At 41.0% G+C, this 23,893-nt stretch carries 18 protein-coding genes and 1 other annotated feature; of the genes, 1 reads left to right on the forward strand and 17 read right to left on the reverse strand.

Annotated features, from left to right (window positions below):
- Positions 1-279 precede the first annotated feature (279 nt).
- The gene (locus H9648_RS09815; RefSeq protein WP_191753662.1) at positions 280-2,952 is read right to left on the reverse strand and encodes a calcium-translocating P-type ATPase, SERCA-type; all 2,673 of its coding nucleotides are present in this window, start codon (positions 2,950-2,952) and stop codon (positions 280-282) included.
- Between the two features lie 97 nt (positions 2,953-3,049).
- Here H9648_RS09815 and H9648_RS09820 point away from each other — a divergent pair, with 97 nt between their 5' ends.
- The gene (locus H9648_RS09820) at positions 3,050-4,759 is read left to right on the forward strand and encodes an Rqc2 family fibronectin-binding protein (protein ID WP_191753663.1); all 1,710 of its coding nucleotides are present in this window, start codon (positions 3,050-3,052) and stop codon (positions 4,757-4,759) included.
- Positions 4,760-5,121: 362 nt separating this feature from the next.
- Here the strand turns inward: H9648_RS09820 and H9648_RS09825 are convergent, their stop codons facing one another.
- The 16 genes from H9648_RS09825 to H9648_RS09900 all read right to left on the reverse strand — a co-directional run bounded on the left by H9648_RS09825 (position 5,122) and on the right by H9648_RS09900 (position 23,891).
- Positions 5,122-5,781, reverse strand: coding sequence for a class I SAM-dependent methyltransferase (locus H9648_RS09825; RefSeq protein ID WP_225218835.1), 660 nt, complete (start codon positions 5,779-5,781; stop codon positions 5,122-5,124).
- A gap of 31 nt (positions 5,782-5,812) precedes the next feature.
- Positions 5,813-6,451: an orotate phosphoribosyltransferase gene (gene pyrE / locus H9648_RS09830; RefSeq protein ID WP_191753665.1), complete on the reverse strand. Its 639-nt coding sequence runs from the start codon at positions 6,449-6,451 to the stop codon at positions 5,813-5,815.
- Positions 6,420-7,154: an orotidine-5'-phosphate decarboxylase gene (gene pyrF, locus H9648_RS09835; protein WP_191753666.1), complete on the reverse strand. Its 735-nt coding sequence runs from the start codon at positions 7,152-7,154 to the stop codon at positions 6,420-6,422. Before pyrF ends, pyrE begins: the two co-directional genes overlap by 32 nt.
- Entirely contained in the window at positions 7,127-8,065 is a 939-nt protein-coding gene (locus tag H9648_RS09840) for a dihydroorotate dehydrogenase (protein ID WP_191753667.1), read from the reverse strand. Before H9648_RS09840 ends, pyrF begins: the two co-directional genes overlap by 28 nt.
- Positions 8,062-8,832, reverse strand: a complete 771-nt coding sequence (locus tag H9648_RS09845; protein WP_191753668.1) for a dihydroorotate dehydrogenase electron transfer subunit — start codon at positions 8,830-8,832, stop codon at positions 8,062-8,064. Before H9648_RS09845 ends, H9648_RS09840 begins: the two co-directional genes overlap by 4 nt.
- Positions 8,829-12,035, reverse strand: coding sequence for a carbamoyl-phosphate synthase large subunit (carB, locus tag H9648_RS09850; RefSeq protein WP_191753669.1), 3,207 nt, complete (start codon positions 12,033-12,035; stop codon positions 8,829-8,831). Before carB ends, H9648_RS09845 begins: the two co-directional genes overlap by 4 nt.
- Positions 12,028-13,125, reverse strand: coding sequence for a carbamoyl phosphate synthase small subunit (locus tag H9648_RS09855; protein WP_191753670.1), 1,098 nt, complete (start codon positions 13,123-13,125; stop codon positions 12,028-12,030). The genes carB and H9648_RS09855 overlap by 8 nt, the downstream gene beginning before the upstream one ends.
- A complete protein-coding gene (locus H9648_RS09860) occupies positions 13,122-14,414 on the reverse strand; it encodes a dihydroorotase (protein ID WP_191753671.1) in 1,293 nt (430 codons plus the stop codon). The genes H9648_RS09855 and H9648_RS09860 overlap by 4 nt, the downstream gene beginning before the upstream one ends.
- Positions 14,389-15,309 (reverse strand): aspartate carbamoyltransferase catalytic subunit, encoded by a 921-nt coding sequence (locus H9648_RS09865; protein WP_191753672.1) that lies wholly within the window; start codon positions 15,307-15,309, stop codon positions 14,389-14,391. The genes H9648_RS09860 and H9648_RS09865 overlap by 26 nt, the downstream gene beginning before the upstream one ends.
- Before the next feature lie 127 nt (positions 15,310-15,436).
- A complete protein-coding gene (locus tag H9648_RS09870; protein ID WP_191753673.1) occupies positions 15,437-16,756 on the reverse strand; it encodes a solute carrier family 23 protein in 1,320 nt (439 codons plus the stop codon).
- Between the two features lie 186 nt (positions 16,757-16,942).
- Positions 16,943-17,482, reverse strand: a complete 540-nt coding sequence (gene pyrR, locus H9648_RS09875) for a bifunctional pyr operon transcriptional regulator/uracil phosphoribosyltransferase PyrR (RefSeq protein WP_191753674.1) — start codon at positions 17,480-17,482, stop codon at positions 16,943-16,945.
- 194 nt (positions 17,483-17,676) lie between these two features.
- Positions 17,677-18,591, reverse strand: coding sequence for an RluA family pseudouridine synthase (locus tag H9648_RS09880; RefSeq protein ID WP_191753675.1), 915 nt, complete (start codon positions 18,589-18,591; stop codon positions 17,677-17,679).
- Positions 18,578-19,048 carry a signal peptidase II gene (lspA, locus tag H9648_RS09885; protein ID WP_144700897.1) on the reverse strand — a complete coding sequence of 157 codons (471 nt, stop codon included), beginning with the start codon at positions 19,046-19,048 and terminating at the stop codon, positions 18,578-18,580. Before lspA ends, H9648_RS09880 begins: the two co-directional genes overlap by 14 nt.
- Before the next feature lie 363 nt (positions 19,049-19,411).
- Positions 19,412-22,174, reverse strand: a complete 2,763-nt coding sequence (ileS, locus tag H9648_RS09890; RefSeq protein ID WP_191753746.1) for an isoleucine--tRNA ligase — start codon at positions 22,172-22,174, stop codon at positions 19,412-19,414.
- Positions 22,175-22,267: 93 nt separating this feature from the next.
- Positions 22,268-22,492, reverse strand: a binding site (T-box leader).
- Between the two features lie 45 nt (positions 22,493-22,537).
- A complete protein-coding gene (locus H9648_RS09895) occupies positions 22,538-23,041 on the reverse strand; it encodes a DivIVA domain-containing protein (protein ID WP_191753676.1) in 504 nt (167 codons plus the stop codon).
- 76 nt (positions 23,042-23,117) lie between these two features.
- Complete coding sequence (locus H9648_RS09900; protein WP_191753677.1) at positions 23,118-23,891, reverse strand: YlmH family RNA-binding protein; 774 nt, start codon at positions 23,889-23,891, stop codon at positions 23,118-23,120.
- Between the last annotated feature and the right edge of the window lie 2 nt (positions 23,892-23,893).

The following is a 23,893-nucleotide window of genomic DNA, read 5'->3' on the forward strand; positions in this document are numbered from 1 at the left end:
AGCACATAAATCCTGAAATCTAAACTAATTTCCCTATTTTTAAGGAAATAGCGTAAAAAAGTTGAAAGCTACATCTTCGACTTGTACAGCATTTTGGGCTTAAGTCTAGAATCGCTCATAAAAGTCTAGAATCGCTCATAAAAGTCTAGAATCGCTCATAAAAGTCTAGAATCGCTCATCCAGCGTGCTTCACAGCCGCTGGACGAGCGATTAAACTTCTTGACTTGTCAAAAATAATTGAAGCTGGTACCCGAACATACGGGAACCAGCTTTATTTGTTTATCTTGCTTCTTTTTTAAATAATTGAAAGCCTGCTAGAGCAAATGTTGGAATTGATGCCATGCCAAGAACGAGCAGCCATTGTCTTATAGAGAGCGGCACCGTATGGAAAATATCTTGCAATGGTTCTACGTACATCACCACAAGCAATAGAAGAATAGATGAAATAACCGCCAATACTAAATAACCGTTCTGAAACGGATTTCTATGGAAAACAGAACGCTCACTTCTGCAATCAAACACGTGGATCAATTGTGCCATAACAAGTGTTGCAAAGGCTACGGATTGCGCGACGATCAGTTGATCTGGATTCTCTTTTAACGTAACCCAGAATGCAAGTATTGTCGCTCCACCGATCAAGAATCCCCTTGAAACGATCTTCCAACCTAACCCCCTGGAGAAGACCCCTTCTTTTGCTTGTCTTGGCTTTCTTCTCATAACGTCTTCTTCAGCCTGGTCAACACCTAAAGCCATTGCCGGCAAACCATCTGTAACCAAATTAACCCAAAGAATTTGAATCGGAACTAATGGAAGTGGTAATCCCATGATCATCGCAAAAAGCATAACCAAGATCTCACCTACATTGGACGCTAAAAGATAACGAATAAACTTTCTAATATTTTCATAGATGTTTCTTCCTTCTTCAATCGCCGAACGAATCGTAGCAAAATTGTCATCACCAAGTACAAGCGAGGAAGCTTCTTTCGCTACATCTGTTCCGGTTATACCCATCGCAATACCGATGTTAGCTGACTTGATAGCTGGTGCATCATTGACGCCATCACCAGTCATCGCTACAACATGACCTCTTCGTTGAAGAGATTTTACGATTTTTAACTTGTGCTCTGGAGATACTCGCGCGTAAACGTAAACATCTTCTGAAACTTTGTCCAATTCATCATCGGTTAATTGAGCAAGCTCAGCACCTTCCATCACTCTTCCACCGTCAGGGAGCATGTTTAGTTTTTTTGCGATACTCGCTGCTGTTACAACATGGTCTCCCGTTATCATGACGGTTTTAATACCCGCAGTCTGACAATCCCTAATACTTTCTTCGACTTCAGGACGTGGCGGATCCATCATTCCCTGTAATCCAATAAACGTGAGACTTCTTTCTGCAAAAGAAGCTTGTGAATAGTGCTCGCCTTCTTTTAAAGGTCGTATCGCAACAGCGATCGTCCGCAATGCTTGGCTGCCAAGTGCATAGATCGCTTCTGTTATTCTTTCTTTATGAGCTTGTTTGATCAACTGTTTTTTATCGTCCCACACAATATAATCACTTTTTTCAAGCAGGACGTCTGGTGCTCCTTTTACTACGAGCATCTGATTTCCTTCTGTATCTCGTACAACGACACTCATCATTTTACGGGTAGAGTCAAATGGAAACTCATGCTGAATCGCAAATTGTTCACTCAATGATTCTTTCGTGATTCCTGCTTTGTAAGCACTAACCAGTAATGCGGTTTCTGTTGGATCACCCACTTCCAATAATGAGCCTTTCTTACCTTCTTCTATCGTGGCATTGTTACAAAGAGCTGCATATGCCAAGACTTCTGTGAGTTTATCCTCTCGTTTATTGTTTTCTTGAATACCACCGCCAATGACTTCAAAACCTTCTTCATTTACCGTCCACTGTCTGCCTTGAGACCAAACACGTGTAACCGTCATCTTATTTTGAGTGAGTGTTCCCGTTTTATCAGAGCAGATGACAGTTGCACAACCTAATGTTTCTACAGATGGCAGCTTTCGAACAATCGCCCGTTTTCGAATCATCTTTTGAACACCTAACGCCAGTGCAATTGTAACGATAGCTGGAAGTCCTTCTGGAATGGCAGCAACAGCTAACGAGACACCTGCTAAGATCATGCTATAGAGATCATGTCCTTGCATCACACCTGCTAAAACAACCAAGACCGTTAACAGCAGCGCAAGAGCGATCAAAATTTTCCCAAGCTGTTCAAGTTTCATCTGAAGAGGTGTTGCAATGTTTTCAGCTGTTTGTATTAGATGTGCAATCTTACCCATCTCTGTTTTCATGCCTGTCGCTACGACTATACCTTGTCCCGTTCCTCTAGTGACCATCGTGCCCATGAACGCCATGTTCTCTTGATCACCCAAGTTCAAGTCTTCATTAGAAATGATGTTATTGTGTTTTTGTGCAGGAACAGATTCACCCGTTAGAGCGGATTCCTCTATTTGTAACCCTGATGTTTTTAGGAGCCTGATGTCCGCTCCCACACGATCTCCGCTTTTTACTTTTATCACGTCGCCTGTAACAACGTCTTTCGCAGCGATTGATACCCATTTCCCTTCTCTTAGAACCTGTGCACTTGGTGCAGAAAGTTCTTTTAGTGAAGCTAAGGATCTTTCTGCTTTTCTCTCTTGAATAAAACCTAGAATACCGTTCATCACCACGATTAATATAATGGCGATCGCGTCTAAATATTCTCCTAAGAAACCGGATAACAATGTAGCCGCTAAGAGGACGAGGACCATGAAGTCTTTAAATTGGGCAAGGAACATTAAAATGGCAGATTGCTTCTTTCCTTCTTCTAGCTGGTTCGGTCCATCTAACTTTAACCTTCGTTCTTGCTCACTTTTTGAGAGCCCTTCTTCCATCCTGCTGTTAAGAATGGATTCAATTTCGTCTTGCGGCAGCTGGTACCAATTCATAGCTTCCACCTCTGATAAGATTAGTTAATAGCATTTATATGCAGGCATGTCCGCAAAAATGCTATACTATGAATCAGAAATAAGAGGTGACCATATTATGAGTTTTGACGGAATAATGACACGTGCCATAACAACTGAACTACAAAACACACTTACTTCAGGACGGATCTCAAAAGTTTATCAGCCACATAAGACAGATCTTGTATTTACGATCCGAGCGAACGGGAAAAATCATAAACTGCTATTATCTGCGAATCCTTCTTTCGCCAGAGTCCATCTTACTGAACATACGTATGAGAATCCAGATACTCCTCCAATGTTCTGTATGCTTCTGAGAAAGCATTTAGAAGGTGCTTTTATTGAAAAGATCGAACAGCTCGATCTTGAAAGAATCATAACGATCACCGTTAAAAATAGAGATGAGATCGGCGACGAGACGACAAAAGTACTTTATATTGAAATTATGGGAAGACATAGCAACATTATTTTAGTCGATCAAAAATCGCAGAAGATCGTTGACAGCATTAAGCACATTCCTAGCTTTCAAAATCGACACCGGACCATCCTTCCAGGTTTTGAGTACATCATGCCTCCTGCTCAAGAAAAAACAGATCCTTTTACAGTGACTAGCGTAGATGAATTTATTTCAAAGATTTCTTGGAACGAAGGAAAATTGGATAAACAACTCGTATCCAGGTTCAGCGGATTCTCTCCATTAATCGCAAAAGAAATTGTGCAAAGAGCGGGACTCTCGGTTAAAAACGAAGTGGCGGACAGCTTTTTCAGTGTGATGAAGCAATTATTAAATCAAGAATATGAACCTCAAATGATCACAAACGATAAGAAAGAGTATTTTTCTATTCTTTCCCTGCATCATGTGACGGGTGAAAGTCGATCCTTTGATACGGTCAGTCAGATGCTCGATCGATATTTTTATGGAAAAGCGGATCGTGATCGAATCAAGCAACAAGCAAACGACCTTGAAAAATATCTTTCGAACGAATACGACAAGATTAAGAAAAAGATAGGAAAATTAGAAAAAGAACTTCAACAAACTCATAATGCCGAGGAGTATCAACGAAAGGGCGAACTTCTCACCGCTTATATGTATTTGGCGAAAAAGGGAGATCGTGAAGTTGAGTTAGAAGATTACTTCACTGAAGATCAACCACTTGTAAAAATTACGCTTGATCCACTTAAATCACCTGCTGATAACGCGCAAAGCTACTTTAAAAAATATGCGAAACTAAAAAAATCAGTTTCTATAATTAAAGATCAGATCGAAAAAGCAAAGAATGAACTGCTCTATTTTGAGCGTCTGATCGTTCAGATGGATTCAGCATCCATGAAAGATGTTGAAGAAATCAGAGAAGAACTTGGTGAAGGCGGGTATTTAAAACATAGACAAAGCAAGAACAAAAAGAAACAAAACAAGACGCCTCAGCCTGAAAAGTTCACATCTACTGATGGGACAGAGATCTTAGTCGGTAAGAACAATAAACAGAACGACTATCTGACCTTTAAGTTATCGAGAGCAAATGAGACATGGCTTCATACGAAAGACATTCCGGGTTCTCATGTTTTGATCCGCTCGGCGAGTCCAAGTGAAACGGCTATAAAAGAAGCCGCTATTTTGGCAGGTTTTTTTAGCAAAGCCAAAAATTCGAGTTCGGTTCCTGTTGATTTTACGTTAGTAAAACATGTGAAGAAGCCTAACGGGGCAAAGCCTGGATTTGTTATTTATGATAATCAGCAGACGCTTTTCGTGACACCGGATGAAGATCTTGTTTTTCGGTTGAAAAAGTAAGCAATCTTGTAATGCTTTGTAGAATTAGAAGGTATTGATCTACGCTACAGGATGTTCGCTTTGTGCGGGGTGTGCGTTAAGCTTCCTAGCTTATTACAGAATCCGAGATTGGACAGATTAATTGCTGAATTGGACAGATTAAATTCAAGATTGGACAGATTGTGGCCCCAATTGGACAGATTATATAAGCAATTGGACAGATTCCCCACTCAAATGGACAGATTCTTATTTTTGAAGGTCATTTAGGGCGCTTAAATCATACGTTCTCCCTCTTGTTACATCTGTATAAGGCAATTTCAAAGATACTAAAGGCTTGGATGCTTACCTTAAGTACCAATTAAAAAACGCAGAGCAGCTTATATTTAGCTGTTCTGCGCTTTTTTTGCTTTGCTGATAATCGCAAGGCCATCTAATACTTCTTGATGTTGCACATCAGTAAAATCCAGGTTGTGGAGTAATTCTGTCATTTCATCTGTTGAATAGCGATGTCTTCTCGTACTCACATTAGACCATTTTAATAGGGCTGTCCGTTCGAACCCTGAGATATCATTTTCCTTTGCGTAAGAAGCAGCGTTTTCTTGACTCATTTTTCCGCTTGGGTTCAGCATGACGATTTGACCATCATCTTTTAGAACGCGATGAACCTCATTGATACCTTTAGCTGGATCAGGCAATAAAAACATTACACAAGTTGAAAGAGCGAGATGAAACGACTGATCCTGAAAAGGAAGATTTTCTGCATCCGCAACAATAAACTCACTTTTGCCACTTAACTCGTGATAAAAGAACTGCTGAATACTAGCCTTGACCATCTCCGAAGACAGATCCACGCCGACAAGCCTATTCGCTTCCTCGGCTCCACGCAACAGCAATCTTCCCGTTCCGCATCCCACATCTAGAACGTCTTTTTCAATCCATGAACCTGTTACTTCTTTTAAACGATCATGAACTTTCTTCAGCCAAGTCGTCCTTGCCATGCTGTCAAAAAAGGAAACAAGTTCATCAAATTCTTCACCGTTCATTTTTCTCAAAATGTATTCTCCTTTAAGAAAACTATTTGGAAAAAGAGGCAACTCCCCAATGTTCTGGGTCTTGTTGCCATTCTTTTAATAAAGAAAGCCCTTGGTCACTTATCTTTCCGCTTTCTTGTGCTTCCTCTATTAATGTACTAAAGTTTGTTACGGTTTGAAAAGAAATATCCAACTCACCGAGTGCTACATCCGCCTTTTTCAGACCATAACTAAAGATGGCTACAACACCGAGCACTTCAACCCCTGCTTCACGAAGAGCAAGTACCGATTGAATAGAGCTTTTGCCGGTTGAGATCAGATCTTCAACCACTACTGCCTTCTTGCTTTTATTCGTTAACCCTTCGATCTGATTCGTTTTTCCATGAGCTTTCGCACTCGATCTTACGTAACACATCGGTAATTCCATCTGATCAGCTACGAAGGCTGCATGAGGAATACCTGCTGTTGCGGTTCCGGCGATAAGATCAGCCTCCGGATAATGTTTTTGAATCAGCTCTGAAAGCTCCCCAGCTACTTGTTTACGAATCATTGGATACGCTATAATCAAGCGATTATCGCAATAAATGGGAGATTTCATTCCAGAAGACCATGTGTATGGATGTTCAGGCGACAAAGTTACGGCTTCAATGTTAAGCAAATGTTGGGAAGTTGTTGTTTTCATGACTATCTCTCCATTCATGTAGTATTTGAGAATACGTTGCAAGTGGTGTTTCTGATTGTGTGATACTTCTGCCGATCACCATATAATCGGAGCCTTTTAACGCAGCTTCTCTTGGTGTGGCAACTCGAGCTTGGTCATGTGTATCAGAGCCGCTCGGACGGATGCCAGGCGTTACAGTCAAAAAGTTCTTTCCGCAAACATCCTTGATCTTCATAGCTTCTTGCACGGAGCAAACGACCCCATCTAATCCTGCTTTTCTAGCAAGATCTGCATAATGAGTCACACATTCTTTCATATCAACATTCTCAATCAAGAGTTCATCGTTTAATACTTTTTCTGTTGTACTTGTAAGCTGTGTAACAGCAATTAATTTTGTATGTTTAGCACCTGCTGCTAGTAGACCTTCTTTTGCAGCACTCATCATTTGAGTTCCACCTGCGGCATGGACATTCACCATATCAATGTTCATTCCACCCAGTACCTTCATGGCTTTATGAACAGTAGTAGGGATGTCATGTAACTTTAAATCAAGGAAGATACGAAAGTTTTTTTCTTTTAGCCATTTGATAAAAGAAGTCCCTTCCGCATAAAAAAGCTCCATACCGACCTTTACATAAGGAGACTGTTCTTCAAAGTCTGATAGAAAGGATTTGGCTTGATCGGCATTCTTAAAATCTAACGCGATGATAACGGGGTTTTCCATTGCTTTGTACTCCTTCCTGTCATCTCACTAATATTTTCTACGCCAATCTCATCAAGCAGCTTAGGAAGTTGCTCTATGATCTCAGGACAAACGTAAGGATTTACAAAGTTTGCTGTACCGACTGCAACAGCTGATGCACCAGCAGACATCATTTCAAGAACATCTTCAGCTGTGCTTACTCCGCCCATACCGATAATCGGAAGTGACACTTTTTGACTTACTTCGTAGATCATCCGGATAGCAACAGGTTTTATTGCCGGTCCTGAAAGGCCACCCGTCTTGTTCGCTAATATCGGATTACCTGTTCTCCAATCAAGCTTCATACCAACTAGAGTATTAATCATCGAAAGACCATCAGCCCCTGCTTCTTCGACTGCTTGTGCCATCTCAACAATGTTAGAGACATTTGGCGAAAGCTTCACATAAACAGGTTTTTCTGATACAGCTTTCACTTTTCTTGTCAGATCAGCTGCAGATTCGTAATGTGTTCCAAACTGTATTCCGCCTTCTTTCACATTCGGACAAGAAATATTTAGCTCTACGGCAGACACTTGAGGCGAGGATGAGATCTGCCTTGTCACTTCGATATACTCTTCTTCTGTTGAACCCGCAATATTCGCTAAGATCGGTATGTTAAAAGGTTCCAACGCCGGAATTTCATTTTCTAAAATTTTCATTACACCTGGGTTTTGAAGGCCGATAGCGTTTAACATTCCGCTTTCAGTTTCAGCTACTCGAGGGGTAGGGTTGCCAAAACGTCCCTCAAGAGTAGCTGCTTTTATCGTAATACCTCCTAGTACACTCAAGTCATACCACTTGGCATATTCTTTTCCAAATCCAAAACAGCCTGATGCAGGAAGAATAGGGTTTTTCATATTTAATCCTGGCAATGAAACATGCAGCCTACTCATAGTACAACCTCCCCCATCTTAAATACCGGTCCATCACTGCAGATTTTTACATATCCTGATTCTCTCGTTTCAGTTGGGCATACACATGCAAAACATGCGCCGATTCCACAGCCCATCCGTTCTTCTAATGAAAGATATCCCCGAAGACCAATCGCTCTCTCTTCTACCGCTTTAAGCATGATCGCTGGTCCTACAGAGTAGATGACCGGTTCATCTTCAACAACGTTCTTCATCGCGTCTGTTACAAAGCCTTTTATTCCAAGAGATCCATCAACAGTAGTCACGATGGTTTCACCGAAATCTTTAAACTTTTCAATGTAAAAGCTGTCTTCAATCGATTGATAACCTAGAATAAATGTTACTTCTATTCCTTTTTTCTTAAGATGTTTACCAAGGTAGTATAGAGGTGGTACACCTATTCCTCCCCCGATGAGCAGTGCCTTTCTGTTATGATCATTTTCAGCGAGTTCAAACCCGTTACCTAGCGGACCTAGTACGTCTACTACTTCCTCTGCTGATTTATGACTGAGTTGTTTCGTACCTTCTCCTTGTGCACGGTACAAGAGTGTTACTTCTTTTCTCTCTTGATCTACATCGCAGATCGAAAGTGGGCGGCGCAATAGTTTTGACGATTGATTTCCTACAGAGACATGGAGAAACTGACCAGGTGTAGTCATGCTTCCTACACCAGGGCCAGTCAATTTCATCTCAAATATATTTCTAGCGATCTCTATATTTGATGTAATGTTCAACAAGTGCTTCTTCATACGAGCACCTTGTCTTTTTTTGTGAATGCTGAAAGTGCGTGTGCTGAGAATGAGATAGATTCAAGTACTTCTAATAGAGCGACTGAAGTATCTAAGTTTGTCAAACATACGACTCCGTTCTCTGCACATTCTCTTCGAATGCGGAATCCGTCTCTCGCCGGAATCTTCCCTTTTGTTAACGTGTTCACTACAAATTGCGCTTCGTCTTTACGAATAACTTCTAGGAGATTTCTTCCTTCAGATCCGATCTTGCCAACAACATCGACTGGGATTCCTTCTTTTTCAATGATGCTCGCCGTTCCTTCTGTTGCCATAATCGTGTAGCCGATCTCGTAAAATCTCTTCACCATCTCTAGTGCTTCTTCTTTGTCTTTATCTGCTACTGTAAAGAGTACTGTTCCGTGTGTTGGGATTTTCATACCTGAAGCGATCAAGCCTTTGTAGAGTGCTTTTTGAAGATTCTTATCTCTACCCATCACTTCACCCGTTGATTTCATTTCAGGTCCTAAATACGTATCCACTCGGCGCAGTTTTGCGAACGAGAACACGGGAACCTTGACTGAAACTTCATCTGCTTCTTTCTGATAACCCGTTTCGTATCCTTGACTTGCTAGATTTTCACCTAGAATAACTTTTGTAGCAACGTTGGCCATCGGTACACCTGTAATTTTGCTTAAGAAAGGTACAGTTCGGCTTGAGCGCGGATTCACTTCAAGCACATACACTTCATTCTTGTGCCAAACGAACTGTATGTTCAAGAGACCGATGATCTTTAAACCTTTTGCGATTGAAATCGTTCTGTCAATGATCTTCTGCTTGATCTCTTCAGGCAGCGTTTGAGGAGGATAGACTGCGATTGAGTCTCCAGAGTGAACACCTGCACGCTCTATATGCTCCATCATTCCTGGGATGAAAACATCTTTTCCGTCTGAGATCGCATCAACTTCGATCTCTTTTCCTTCAAGATATCGATCGACTAATACCGGATGATCAGGATTTACTCTAGCAGCGTTCTCCATATACTGAAGAAGTTCGTTTTCTTGGTACACGATCTCCATTGCTCTTCCACCAAGCACATATGATGGTCGAACGAGAACAGGATATCCGATTGAATTTGCGATGGTCACCGCATCCTTAACGGAGAAAGCCGTTTTCCCAGCCGGTTGCGGAATCTCTAATTGTTTCATCACTTGTTCAAATCGCTCTCTGTCTTCAGCTAAGTCCATGCTGTCTAGTGATGTACCGAGAATCTTAATTCCTCTTCTTTCAAGCTCTTCTGATAAGTTGATCGCTGTTTGTCCACCGAATTGCACGATAACACCTTCTGGCTTCTCATGGTCGATCACATGCATAACATCTTCTACCGTTAGCGGTTCAAAATAAAGCTTGTCTGACATGCTAAAGTCTGTAGAAACCGTTTCTGGATTATTATTGATGATGATCGCTTCATACCCTGCTTCCTGAATCGCCCACACTGTATGAACGGTCGCATAATCAAACTCAATGCCTTGTCCGATTCGAATCGGACCAGATCCTAAAACGACCACACTCTTTTTGTCTGTGATGATGGATTCATCTTCTTCTGCATACGTTCCATAATAATAAGGAGTCGCTGACTCAAACTCAGCAGCACACGTGTCTACCATTTTGAAAACAGGCTTAATTCTCTCGTTCAAACGGAACTGATACAGATCATACTCGTCCATTTCCCAAGCTTGTGCAATCCAACGATCGCTGAATCCTTTTTCTTTTGCTTTCTTTAAAATGACGGCATCTTTCTTACGTTCTTTTACTCGTTTCTCTAAAAGAATGATGCCGTGAAGCTTTTCTAAGAAGAAATAATCAATCTTTGTCCATTCGTGTATCTGTTCTACTGTAATTCCCATTCTTAGGGCTTCAGCGATATAGAACAGCCTTTCATCATCAGCTCTCAAGATTTTTTCTTGTATATCAGATTCTGTTAAGTTTTTCTCTTTCACATCAAGGTGGAAAGCTGAAATTTCAAGAGATCGTACTGCTTTTAAAAGGGACTCTTCAAAGTTACGGCCGATCGCCATCACTTCTCCTGTTGCTTTCATCTGTGTTCCAAGTTTGCGGTTCGCGCCTTCGAACTTATCAAATGGCCATCTTGGAATCTTTGAAACGATATAATCTAGTGCTGGCTCGAAACATGCATAAGTAGTTCCCGTCACTGGGTTTTTGATTTCATCAAGTGTGTAGCCGACTGCGATCTTTGCGGCTAACTTCGCGATTGGATACCCTGTTGCTTTAGAAGCGAGAGCAGACGAACGGCTTACACGTGGATTTACTTCGATCACATAATATTGAGAGCTTTCAGGATCTAAAGCTAGCTGTACGTTACAGCCTCCTTCAATTTTTAGAGCTCTTATAATTTTTAAGGACGCGTTTCGTAAGAGCTGATAATCTCTATCCGTAAGCGTTTGACTCGGTGCTACGACAATCGAGTCTCCTGTGTGAATTCCTACCGGGTCGATGTTTTCCATGTTACAAACAACGATTGCCGTGTCGTTCTTGTCTCGCATCACTTCATATTCGATCTCTTTGAATCCTGCGATACTTTTTTCGATCAATACTTGTCCTACAGGACTCGCGTGTAAACCAGATGGCGTGATCTCTAAGAACTCTTCTTCATTTGTTACGATTCCGCCACCTGTTCCACCAAGTGTAAACGCAGGACGGATGATCACCGGATAGCCGTTCTCAGCAACGAATGCTCTTGCTTCTTCCATATTATGAACGATCGCGCTCTCAGGAACCGGCTCGTTCAGCTTTCTCATCAGCTCTCTAAATAAATCACGATCTTCTGCTTGTTGAATGGAAGGAAGTTTTGTACCTAATAATTCCACTTTGTATTCGTCTAGAACGCCTGAGTTAAAAAGTTCAACCGCTAGATTCAGACCTGTCTGGCCACCTAATGTTGCTAGCAGTCCATCAGGACGTTCTTGACGTATGATACGAGATACAAACTCTAGAGTTAGAGGTTCGATATACACTTTATCCGCCATATTTGGATCTGTCATGATCGTAGCAGGATTAGAGTTTACTAGTACAACTTCATACCCTTCTTCTTTTAAAGCTTGGCAAGCCTGTGTACCCGCATAGTCAAATTCTGCAGCTTGTCCAATTACGATCGGTCCAGAACCAATCACTAGAATTTTTCGGATGTCATGTCGTTTAGGCATATTGCATCAAACCTTCTTTCTTCGTTGTTTTTATCATGTTCAAGAAGTCATCAAAGATCGGATTCGAGTCTTGTGGTCCTGGTGAAGCTTCAGGATGATACTGAATTGAAAACGCTGGTTTTACTTTATGTTTCAATCCTTCTACTGTTCCATCATTTACGGCTTGGTGTGTTAGAACGAGCTCTGAATTCTTTAGAGACTCTTCTGTTACGGCATAACCATGGTTTTGTGAAGTCAGCGCAATCTTACCAGTCTCAAGATCTTTAACCGGATGGTTAGAACCTCGGTGTCCGAACTTCAGCTTTTCGGTATCAGCACCGGTTGCCAGAGCTAATAGCTGATGCCCTAAACAGATTCCTAAGATTGGAATATTATTTTTTAAAAGCTCTTGAATCATCGTTATTCCTGAGTGTACATCTTTTGGATCCCCAGGTCCGTTACTCAAAAGTACACCATCAGGCTGAAGGCGTATAATATCAGCTGCAGATGTGTTATGTGGAACAACGATCACATCACATAATCTTCTAGAAAGCTCCCTTAACATTCCGCTTTTCACTCCAAAATCTACGACGACTACTCGATAACCGCTGTTCGGTAAGTGATATGGTGTTTTTGTTGATACTTTTGTAACTTGATTGGTAATTCTTTCTTCTGCATTCAAGTTCTTTATCACTTCTTCAGCATTTTCAATAGAATTTGTCATTCTACCTTTTAGCGTTCCGTGCTGTCGAATTTTTCTTGTAAGTTTGCGTGTATCAATTCCATATAAACCTGGAATATCTTTTGCTGTCAGCCAGCTGCTTAAAGACTGCATGCCTTCATGATGATTGGGAAACTCAGCATGTTCATTCACAATGATTCCGCTCGTTGCAGGACGGATCGATTCATAATCTGACCGGTTGATTCCGTAGTTCCCAACTAGCGGATACGTAAAGCAGATAATTTGATCACAGTATGAAGGATCAGTCATTACTTCTTGATATCCTGTCATACTTGTTGTGAATACTACCTCACCACTCGATTCACGTTGTGAACCAAAAGCCAATCCGTTAAAAATCGTTCCATCTTCTAAAATTAAGTAGCGTTTCATACTAAGCTCTCCTCTCGTTGATAAACAAGCTTTCCACCAAAAATGGTCGCAACCGGCCATCCTATACAGTTCCAGCCGTCAAACGGTGTATTCTTTCCTTTTGATACAAAACCCTTAGCATTGATTGTTTCTTCTTTTTCTAGATCGATGATTGTAAGATCTGCAAGTGAACCTTCTTCAAGTGTGCCGTATGGCAGATTAAAGCTTTCAGAAGGCTTCTTCGTCATCTTGTCCACAAGTTCTTGCAGCGTGAATAGATTCTTTTTCACAACAAGCTCTGTATATAGAAGAGGAAAAGCTGTTTCCAAGCCTACGATTCCAAAAGGTGCAAGTTCAACATTCTGTGCTTTCTCTTCTTCACTATGTGGAGCATGGTCTGTTGCGATAAAATCTAGCGTGCCATCTTTTAGTCCCTCGATTAATGCCTCTCGATCAGCTTCACTTCTTAAAGGCGGGTTCATTTTATAATGTGTATCGTTAGTCTTAATGTCTTTATCGCTTAAGATTAAATGGTGCGGTGTAACTTCTGCAGTGACTTTAATTCCTGCAGATTTTGCATCTCGTATGACTCGAACAGATTCTTTCGTACTCACGTGACAAACATGATATCTAGCATCTGCCGCTTCAGCGAGTAATACATCACGTGCGATGTGAACAGATTCACTTACAGATGGAATTCCCGGCAAGTTTTCCTTCTCTGTAAACTCACCTTCGTGGAACGCGCCTCCTTCAGGTAGAAGCGTATTGTCTTCACAATGAGCTACGATGACAGCTCCATAGCGATTTGCTTCCTTCATCGCGCTTAGCATCATGCCAGCTGACTGCACTCCTACTCCATCATCCGTAAAAGCGAATGCGCCACCCTCTAGAAGCGTTTCAAAGTCTGTAAGCTCACTCCCGATCTGTCTCGTTGTGATCGATGCGTAAGGAAGTACCCTGCAGTTTGCCGTGTCTTGGATCTTCCTCTGTACAAGCTCTAATGTTTCTTTGCTATCTGGTACAGGTCGTGTGTTTGGCATCGCCGCAAGAGTTGTATAGCCACCCTTTATAGCCGCTTTCGTCCCTGATGATATAGTCTCTTTATGTTCTCCGCCAGGCTCTCTTAAGTGAACATGAAGATCTACAAATCCTGGAGTTACTAACTTTCCTGTTAATTCAAGCACTTCATGATTCTCTATCGCGATATCTTTCTCTACCTTTTCAATTCTGTTATCTACAATTAAGATATCTGTTTGCAAAAGATTGTTGTTCCCGTCAAGGATCTTAGCGTTTTTCAATAAGTAGCTCATTGTTAATTGCCTCCTGATTCGTATTCAATGCCCATCTCAATACCGCCATTCGTATAAAAACACCATTCTGTACTTGCTTAAATATTCTTGAGCGCTCACACTCTACAAGTTCATCCGCTAGTTCAACGCCTCGATTTACAGGAGCTGGATGCATGATGATGCTATTTGCTTTCATCCTTTTCTCTCGTTCAACCGTTAGTCCATATTGCTGATGATAATCTTCTTTCGTTAGGAGCATAGAAGCACTGTGTCTTTCGTGTTGTATTCTGAGCATCATAAGAGCATCAGCTAATTCGACTGCCTCATCCATTGGGATAAAGTCTTCTTTCCATTCATCTACGAACCATTCTTCTGGTCCTGAAAATAATACTCTAGCTCCCATCTTTCTAAGGACTTCTGCGTTTGAGCGAGCAACACGGCTATGTAGGATGTCGCCTACAATTACAACAGTTAATCCCTGTAGTACGATGAATTCCTGTTGAATCGTTAAGAGATCTAACAGAGATTGAGTAGGGTGATTGCCACAGCCGTCACCTGCGTTGATGATCGGAACATTTATTTTTTCAGCTAAGCCATCGAAATAGCGATCTTCAGGATGCCTGATAACAAATGCCTCCACGCCTATTTCCTCTAGCGTTCGTAACGTATCATAAAGCGTTTCTCCTTTTTGCACGGAGGAACCGTTCACTTCTACGTTTAAAGGTTTCATGCCAAGTCTGTGTTCTGCAGCTTCAAAACTAAACTTTGTTCTTGTACTTGGCTCAAAAAATAAATTCGCGATCAGCTTTTGCTTGAAGATCTCATCTTGCTTTCCGCTTTTAAACTCTTCTGCTTTTCGCAATATGAACTGAATGTCTTCGATCGATAACTCATTCATCGTTAGTAAATGGTTCATCCTAATCTCTCCTTTTGACATAAAAATAGCACCCTGAAGTTTTTCAGGGTGCTCTTAACAGAAGAAGAACATCGTTCCTCTCATGTCGTCACCCTTTTAAGTCTCTCGTACTTAGTTAAAAGGTGTTTTATGCGGCTGTGTTGTTATCGTTTGTTTTGAACATTTTGTTTATCAGATCTTTGTCATCCTCTTGTCCTGGGAGCACCAGATTTAACACGATACCGATAAGCGTTGCTAATGCCATTCCAGCAATTTCAAAGTTCGCATTAATCTTTAATGCTGCTCCCCCTATACCTGTTACTAAGATTACGGATGAGATGATTAAGTTTCTCTTGTTTCCAAAATCGATATTGTTGTCTATTAACATTCGTAAACCTGATGATGCGATGATTCCGAATAATAGGATGGATACTCCGCCCATAACCGCTGTTGGAATCGTACTGATCAGTGCTGTTACTTTTCCAGAGAATCCGAACAGAATGGCCGTTACTGCTGCCCCACCGATCACGAAGACCGAATAGACGCGCGTTATTGCTAACACTCCTATATTTTCACCATACGTTGTTACGGGAGGTCCTCCGATTAATGAACCGATGATTACTCCCATTCCATCACCTAAGATCGAACGATGAAGACCTGGTTTTTCAATAAAGTTTCGACCGACTACTTTTGAAAGCACGAGCTGATGTCCGATATGTTCTGCTATCGTAACCGCAGCCACTGGCATCATGATTATGGCGATGCTCCACGTAAAGTCAGGTGTATAGTTAACAAAAGGTACGAAGAAATCTGGAGCTTGAATCCATTTCGCTTCTGCTACTTTTGAAAAATCTACCATTCCTCTGAAGTATGCAAACGTAAAGCCTGCTATGATTCCGATCAGAATCGGTATGATTCCTAAAATTCCTCTGAAGAAGATTGAACACACAATCGTTACTCCTAGAGTAAATAATGCTACTGTAAAGTGCATCAAGCTATATTTTTCTGTTGCCGGATCGTTCATCGCCATACCCACTGCTACGTTTGCTAATCCTAAACCGATTACGATGATAACCGGACCGACTACTACAGGTGGTAAAACTCTCATCAGCCATTTAAAACCGAATCCTTTGATAAAAAGAGCTACAACTCCGTAGACTAAACCCGCTAAAAAGCTTCCTAGCATGGCTGCTTCTGGTCCTCCAAAAGCTTTTACCGTTAAGATCGGTGTAATAAAGGCAAAACTTGATCCAAGATAAGCAGGAATTTGCCCTTTTGTTACTAAAAGATAAGCCAGCGTAGCAAGTCCACTTGATACGAGTGCCACACCTGGGTGAAGACCCACTAAGAATGGTACTAGCACTGTAGCACCAAACATGGCAAATAAGTGCTGTAAACTCAACGTTAACCACTGAACCGGTGATGGTTTATCATGTACATCTAAAATCGCTTTTGTCTGGTTTTCCATATTATTGACCTCCTGATTGGTAACACTTATTTTTGCAAAGGATGTAGAGTTTTCAGCTCTTTGCAATAAAAAAACCTCTTCTGCTTTTTGCAAAAGAGGCCGCGGAGGCACAAGTGTACACGGGATCGTGCCACTTGAACAATACCTCCCTTGCCAGCCTCTCTGGACTGAATTTAAAGGGACTTATTAATTTGTTGAGATAGATACTTCATCAAATCCATCTACTTCTATTAAAGAAGCGGAGATAATCTCTTCACTCGATGTTGGAACATTCTTTCCAACATAATCGGCTCGAATCGGAAGCTCCCTATGTCCTCTGTCAATGAGAACCGCAAGCTGTATATTAGAAGCTCGTCCTAGATCCATGATGGCATCCATTCCAGCTCTTACTGTTCTTCCTGTATAAAGCACATCATCTACTAGGATTATCTTTTTGTCTGTTACTTCAACCGGAATATCCGTTCCTTTTACTTCAGGTTCAGAATTATCCGTTTTGATCTTAAGATCATCTCGGTACAATGTGATATCAATGACACCTACTGAAACAGCGTTCCCTTCAATCTGTTCGATGCGTTCAGCAAGGCGCTTTGCAAGGAATTCCCCACGGGTCTTTATGCCAGCTAATACGATGTCTGTAACTCCCTTATTTCGCTCAATGATCTCATGCGCGATCCGAGTAAGTGCTCTTCTGATTGCTTGGTCATCCATTAATACTGTCTTTGACATAAACTAACCCTCCCTTTAAAACTTGTTGCCTTTAACCGTTAATTCCAAAAAAAAATCCTCCCGTCACGCATGACGAGAGGATAGAGAAATCCTAAAAAGAATTCTCATGAAAAACGTTTCCTTCTCAGCCTCACGGGACTAAAGTTAAAGGACTATTTAAGTTACATTGATTATGACAAACCCTTAAACGTTTGTCAACTTCTTTTCTCTAACAGATCTAGTAGTTCATTCATATCCGCAGGAATTTCTCGTTCGAATTCCATATATTCACCCGTGCTAGGATGATCAAACCCTAAAGTTTGTGCATGAAGCGCTTGACCTTCAATCTGCAGTGTCTTTGAAGGACCATACTTCGGATCTCCGGCTAATGGGAATCCAATATATTTCATATGAACACGAATTTGGTGTGTACGTCCTGTTTCTAGCTGACATTCCACAAACGTGTAATTCGTAAACCGTTTGATCACATTAAAATGAGTAACAGCATCTCGGCTGTTTTCATCGGTTACGGTCATTTTTTGACGATCACTCTTGTCTCTTCCGATTGGAGCATCAATCGTACCTTGGTCATGTGGCATCACTCCATGAACGATCGCTTTATAAACACGAGTTGTTGTTTTTGCTTTAAGTTGATCAACGAGAGATTCATGAGCCTTATCGTTTTTTGCGACCATTAGTAATCCAGATGTATCTTTATCGATACGGTGAACAATTCCTGGACGAAGTACACCATTGATTCCAGATAGATCTTTGCAGTGTGCCATAAGACCGTTTACTAGAGTTCCGCTATAATGCCCAGGTGCCGGGTGAACAACCATCCCGCGTGGCTTATTTACTACAAGTACATCGGAATCTTCATACACGATATCCAGATTCATCTCTTCTGGTACAACATCTAATACTTCTGGTTCTGGAATTTCAATCTCGATGACATCTCCAGCTGTACATTTATAATTAGACTTTACAGGTTTTCCTTCTAACAACACAATCTTATCTTTGATCCAGTTTTGAATCTGAGAACGTGACCAATCATCCTGCACATCAGATAAAACTTTATCAATACGGTTTCCTGCTTGTTCAGGAGTTACCGTATATTCAAATTTGTTCATTTTCTGGCTCCTTCTTTTTGCTTTCCATAAAACTTTGAATAAAAATCAAACCAACACCTACTACGAGTGCTGAGTCGGCTACATTAAAAATCGGGAAGTCATAGCTGCCGATGTAAACATTCAGAAAATCAACAACTTCTCCGCGAAGCAAACGATCGATAAAATTACCAACAGCTCCCCCTAATACTAGTGCAAGCGCCGTTTTAAGGAGTGTATCATGTGCGTGTTTTTGTAGGTAATAAACAACTGCACCCACAACAATAACGGTAATAATGATAAAAAAGTATCGCTGATCTTGGAGAATACCAAATGCGGCTCCCCTGTTTCGGTGAGAGGTTATGTAGAATACTTGATCAATAACAGGAATAGATTGCCCTAATTCCATATTCTTTACGATTAGCCACTTTGTCACTTGGTCGATTACCAAGATGAGCAAAGCTACAAGATAATAAAACAATAGAACTCCTCCGATACAGAAATTAATGTCTTTATGAATTGTAGCACAGCCATCGGACGTTCTACAATTTAATTTGTGCCTGACATCAATGAAGTACACCACAACAAACAAAAATCCCGCAAAAATGCGGGATTAAACAGTTTGAGTTAACTTTGATGCTCTTGTAAGTAGTTGTTCTCCGTTTCAGGTTGCTTCGCTTTCCGCGGGGCGACCGGTGAGCCCCTTGACGCTACGCGCCCTTAAGGGTCTCACCTGTCCGCTGTCCCGCAGGAGTCTCGCACCTTACACTCCGATCAACTTTCAAAGAAGAAAAAAAAAGTACAAAAACTTTTATAGATTTATCTGTTTAAATAACTGATACTTTTAAGCGTAGTGCTTTTCAACGATCTCTGCGCAGCTTGCACAAAGTGTTGGATGGCTCTCGTTCTGCCCAACATCTTCAGAAACAACCCAGCAGCGTTCACAAGTTTCACCTTCTGCAGAGCTTACTGAAACAGCGACATGCTCATACACTCCTGCAGATTCAGGAGCTTCTGACTTCACTCCTCCGACTTCAGCTTTAGAAACGATAAAGAGCTTATTCAAGTCCCCTACTGATTCTAACCATGGTTTTAAAGCTTCTGTCGGATAAAGAGTAATGGAAGCGGTTAGTGACTTACCAATTGTTTTTTGGCTTCTTGCTTCTTCAAGTGCTTTTAATACTTCATCACGAACATCCATGAATACATCCCAGTCTTTTTCAAGGTTTTCAGTACCTTGGTAGTTCTGAACTTCTGGCATTGTTGTTAATTGCACACTCATTTCATCAACGCCTGGAATGTATTCCCATACTTCATCAGCTGTATGAGAAAGAACAGGAGCAGAAAGCTTTGTAAGTGCCATGAGTGATTGATAAAGCACAGTTTGAATGCTGCGGCGTTTATGATCGTCTTCTGCTTGAATATATAGAGTATCTTTTGCCATATCTAGATAGAACGAACTTAACTCAATCGTACAGAAGTTGTGAATCGTATTATATACCGTAATAAACTGATATTCTTCGTAAGCTTTTTTCACTTTAGCTACTACTTTATCGAGTTTAACCATCATGTATTTTTCAAGATCCGGCATATCTTCAAACTTTACAGAATGCTGCTTCGGATCAAATCCATGCAGGTTACCTAACAAGAAACGAAGTGTATTTCTGATTTTACGGTATACTTCAGCAACTTGTTTTAAGATGTCGTCTGATACACGTACGTCTGATTGGTAATCAACAGACGATACCCATAAACGGATGATATCTGCACCTAGCTGCTTCATCACCTTGATCGGATCTAATGTATTACCAATTGACTTACTCATCTTACGTCCTTCTCCATCTAGAACGAAACCATGGCTTAAGACAGCTTTGTAAGGAGCTTTACCAGTGATTGCAACAGATGTAGAAAGAGAAGAGTTAAACCATCCACGATATTGGTCAGATCCTTCAAGATAAAGATCTGCAGGTCTTACTAAATTCTCTCTCTCTTCAAGAACACCCCAGTGAGATGTACCCGAATCAAACCAAACATCCATGATATCTGTTTCTTTTGAGAAACGGCCATTTGGGCTATGAGGTGAAGTAAATCCTTCCGGAAGCAAATCTTTTGCATCTCTTTCAAACCAGATGTTTGATCCATGCTCTCTGAACAATTCTACAACGTGACTAATCGTTTCTTCTGTAAGAATTGCTTCACCATCTTCGCCATAAAAGACTGGAATTGGAACACCCCAAGCTCTCTGACGAGAGATACACCAGTCTTCACGATCTTTGATCATGTTGTGTAAACGTGTTTCCCCCCAAGTTGGAACCCAGTTAACTTCTTCAATCGCACGAAGCATATCTTCACGGATTCCTTTGATCGAAGCAAACCATTGAGCAGTTGCACGAAAGATTACCGGTTTTTTCGTTCTCCAATCATGCGGATAAGAGTGTGTGATGAATGAAAGCTTTAGTAGAGCACCCTTTTCTTGTAATTGTTCAGTAATCGGCTTATTCGCTTCATCATAGAACAATCCTTCAAATCCAGGTGCTTCTTTCGTCATAACACCTCTGTCATCAACAGGACACAATACTTCTAGTCCGTATTTCTTACCAACTAAAAAGTCATCTTCTCCGTGACCAGGAGCTGTATGGACACAACCAGTACCTGCATCCGTTGTTACATGGTCGCCAAGCATGACTAGTGAATCACGGTCATATAGAGGGTGACTGGCTACGGCATGCTCAATGTCAGCACCTTTAAAGTGTTTCACTACCTCAGCCTGATCCCACTCAAATTCTTTCGTTAGTGATTCTAATAGTGCTTCAGCTACAACATATTTTCCATTTTCCGTTTGAACAGAAACGTAATCTAACTGTGGATGAACAGAGATTCCTAAGTTTGCAGGAATCGTCCATGGAGTCGTTGTCCAGATTACAAGTTTCTCATCTGCATCAAGAACACCTTTTCCATCCTTTACATCAAATGCTACATAGATAGAAGCTGAACGTTTATCTTGGTACTCAATCTCTGCTTCTGCTAATGCCGATTCTGATGAAGGAGACCAATATACAGGTTTTAAACCTTTGTAGATCAGATCTCTTTTGGCCATTTCGCCAAATACTTCGATCTGTCGAGCTTCGTAACCTTTATCTAGCGTGATATAAGGGTTTTCCCAATCTCCACGAACACCTAGACGTTTAAACTGCTCACGTTGATGATCGACTTGTTTCAGCGCATACTCTTCACAAAGCTTACGGAACTCTGCAACTGTTAGTTCTTTGCGTTTTACTTTACCGCTTTTTGTTAGTGCTGTTTCGATCGGCAGCCCGTGAGTATCCCAACCAGGAACGTAAGGAGCATAGTGACCTGTCATCGATTTAAAGCGCACGATGATATCTTTTAAAATTTTATTCTCTGCGTGTCCGATGTGAATATCACCATTGGCATACGGTGGTCCATCATGCAGGATAAACGGAGGTAAATCCTTCGTGTTTTCTAACACCAACTTGTAGATGTCTAGTTCTTTCCACTTGTCTTGAACAACAGGTTCTCTTTGAGGAAGATTTCCTCGCATCGGGAACTCTGTTTTCGGCATTAATAATGTGTCTTTATAATTCATCATCTTTCCTCCTTCATTACGATAAAACGTGACAGATGACCAAAAGTACCATGTTAAAACAAAAAAACCTTCTCGCCCCTACTGCATGCTAACAGTAGGGACGAGAAGGTTATCCCGCGGTACCACCCTAATAGGTTCGTATATAAACACGAAACCCGCTTAGTCATCCGTAGCGTGGATGAGGCGCCTGAACTTACTGCTTTTTCAGTCCAGGAACTCTAGGGTGATTTTCGAATACTTCTCTATACTAGGCTCACACCATTTCCTAGCTCGCTTTAATAGATAAAAGTAATTTACTCTCCCCGTCTTCGTCACATATTAATCTTAGAAAAGTATATGCGATTTTTTAAAGTAATGTCAAGCTTACGACTTTACTTCCTGTAGTTCATAGCCTTCAAGATTATCTGGTGCATTCAACGAGTCCCAATCATCATTCTTTAACATTTCAAGTTGAGCTTCGATCAACATTTTGAAACGCGTTCGGTAAACAGAAGACTGTTTCTTTAATTCATCAATTTCCATTGAAATCTTTCGAGATTTTGATAACGACTCGTTAATGATTCTATCGGCATTTTTTTCAGCTTCTTTTACAATTAAGCGAGCCTCTTTATTTGCTGTACGTTTTACTTCTTCCCCTGTTTCCTGAGCAATTAGAATCGACTTATTCAGAGTTTCCTCAATGTTTTTAAAATAAGAGATCTTTTCTTCAAGGTTCGCTACCGTTTCCTCTAGTTCTTTCTTTTCTCGGATCACTGTTTCATAATCTTTGATGACTTGATCTAGAAAGTCATTCACTTCATCTTCACTATACCCTCTGAAACCTCTTGTGAATTCTTTGTTATGAATATCCAGTGGTGTTAAAGGCACAACGGCCACCTCCATTGATGCATTATTTTTTACCTAATTTCGACAAATTTTCCGTCATTCCTTCTATTTAAGGAAATTATTTTAAAAGTCCGTAACGGATACGCCACTTTTCTTTCTTAGTCGTTCCCTCGATCGCGATGAGTTTACTCCTGCCGAATCCTCTTACTGAGAGCTCATCACCTTCCATCATTTCAGTTGAAACATGGTCAACAATCTTATGATTGAGCTTAACCCGACCTTGTTGGATCAAGGGGGATGCTTTTGCTCGGGAAAGGTTGTACACTTCAGCGACAACCACATCTAGTCTTAGTGAAGACACGGTCCCGCTCTTTTCGTTATATTCAGTCTTTACTTCTGCTAGTTCATCTTCTGAAATAGTATGTAACGTAATACCTGTCTTACCGACTTTCGTTAAGTTCAATTCAATAAACCCAGAGATCTCAGTTGCACAAATGAATTGAACACGATCCCCTGAAATTAAAATATCACCGTACTTCCCTCTCTTAACACCGATGTTCATTAAGGCTCCTAAAACATCTCGGTGTTCAATCGTAGAGAATTTAGCAGGATACTGAATGTTATAGCAGACTAATTGAAAATCTTCGTTCTGAGCTTCATAATAATCCGGATAAATCAATGCTCTCTTCCGTTCAGAAAAAGAAGAGCCTCCCCATAGAGAGAGGCGAACTTCTGTATCGTTACCAACGATGGTTTTTACGATTTCCTGTTCTCTCGGATCAAGAAAGTCCGTCAATCTCGGACTATACCTCTCGAGCACCTCAGACTTCCAGTGCAAGACCCGATCCACAAATTCATGCTCTTCTGGTCTGTAATGCTGATAGATACTCATAT

The organism is Fictibacillus norfolkensis, from assembly GCF_014836645.1.
In the GTDB taxonomy this organism is placed as follows: Bacteria; Bacillota; Bacilli; order Bacillales; family Fictibacillaceae; genus Fictibacillus; species Fictibacillus norfolkensis.

Bases quoted from the DNA above. Each gene is read 5' to 3' on its own strand.
- H9648_RS09815 (WP_191753662.1), bottom strand. From the start codon at position 2,952: ATGAATTGGTACCAGCTGCCGCAAGACGAAATTGAATCCATTCTTAAC.
- H9648_RS09820 (WP_191753663.1), top strand. From the start codon at position 3,050: ATGAGTTTTGACGGAATAATGACACGTGCCATAACAACTGAACTACAA.
- H9648_RS09825 (WP_225218835.1), bottom strand. From the start codon at position 5,781: ATGAACGGTGAAGAATTTGATGAACTTGTTTCCTTTTTTGACAGCATG.
- pyrE (WP_191753665.1), bottom strand. From the start codon at position 6,451: ATGAAAACAACAACTTCCCAACATTTGCTTAACATTGAAGCCGTAACT.
- pyrF (WP_191753666.1), bottom strand. From the start codon at position 7,154: ATGGAAAACCCCGTTATCATCGCGTTAGATTTTAAGAATGCCGATCAA.
- H9648_RS09840 (WP_191753667.1), bottom strand. From the start codon at position 8,065: ATGAGTAGGCTGCATGTTTCATTGCCAGGATTAAATATGAAAAACCCT.
- H9648_RS09845 (WP_191753668.1), bottom strand. From the start codon at position 8,832: ATGAAGAAGCACTTGTTGAACATTACATCAAATATAGAGATCGCTAGA.
- carB (WP_191753669.1), bottom strand. From the start codon at position 12,035: ATGCCTAAACGACATGACATCCGAAAAATTCTAGTGATTGGTTCTGGA.
- H9648_RS09855 (WP_191753670.1), bottom strand. From the start codon at position 13,125: ATGAAACGCTACTTAATTTTAGAAGATGGAACGATTTTTAACGGATTG.
- H9648_RS09860 (WP_191753671.1), bottom strand. From the start codon at position 14,414: ATGAGCTACTTATTGAAAAACGCTAAGATCCTTGACGGGAACAACAAT.
- H9648_RS09865 (WP_191753672.1), bottom strand. From the start codon at position 15,309: ATGAACCATTTACTAACGATGAATGAGTTATCGATCGAAGACATTCAG.
- H9648_RS09870 (WP_191753673.1), bottom strand. From the start codon at position 16,756: ATGGAAAACCAGACAAAAGCGATTTTAGATGTACATGATAAACCATCA.
- pyrR (WP_191753674.1), bottom strand. From the start codon at position 17,482: ATGTCAAAGACAGTATTAATGGATGACCAAGCAATCAGAAGAGCACTT.
- H9648_RS09880 (WP_191753675.1), bottom strand. From the start codon at position 18,591: ATGAACAAATTTGAATATACGGTAACTCCTGAACAAGCAGGAAACCGT.
- ileS (WP_191753746.1), bottom strand. From the start codon at position 22,174: ATGAATTATAAAGACACATTATTAATGCCGAAAACAGAGTTCCCGATG.
- H9648_RS09900 (WP_191753677.1), bottom strand. From the start codon at position 23,891: ATGAGTATCTATCAGCATTACAGACCAGAAGAGCATGAATTTGTGGAT.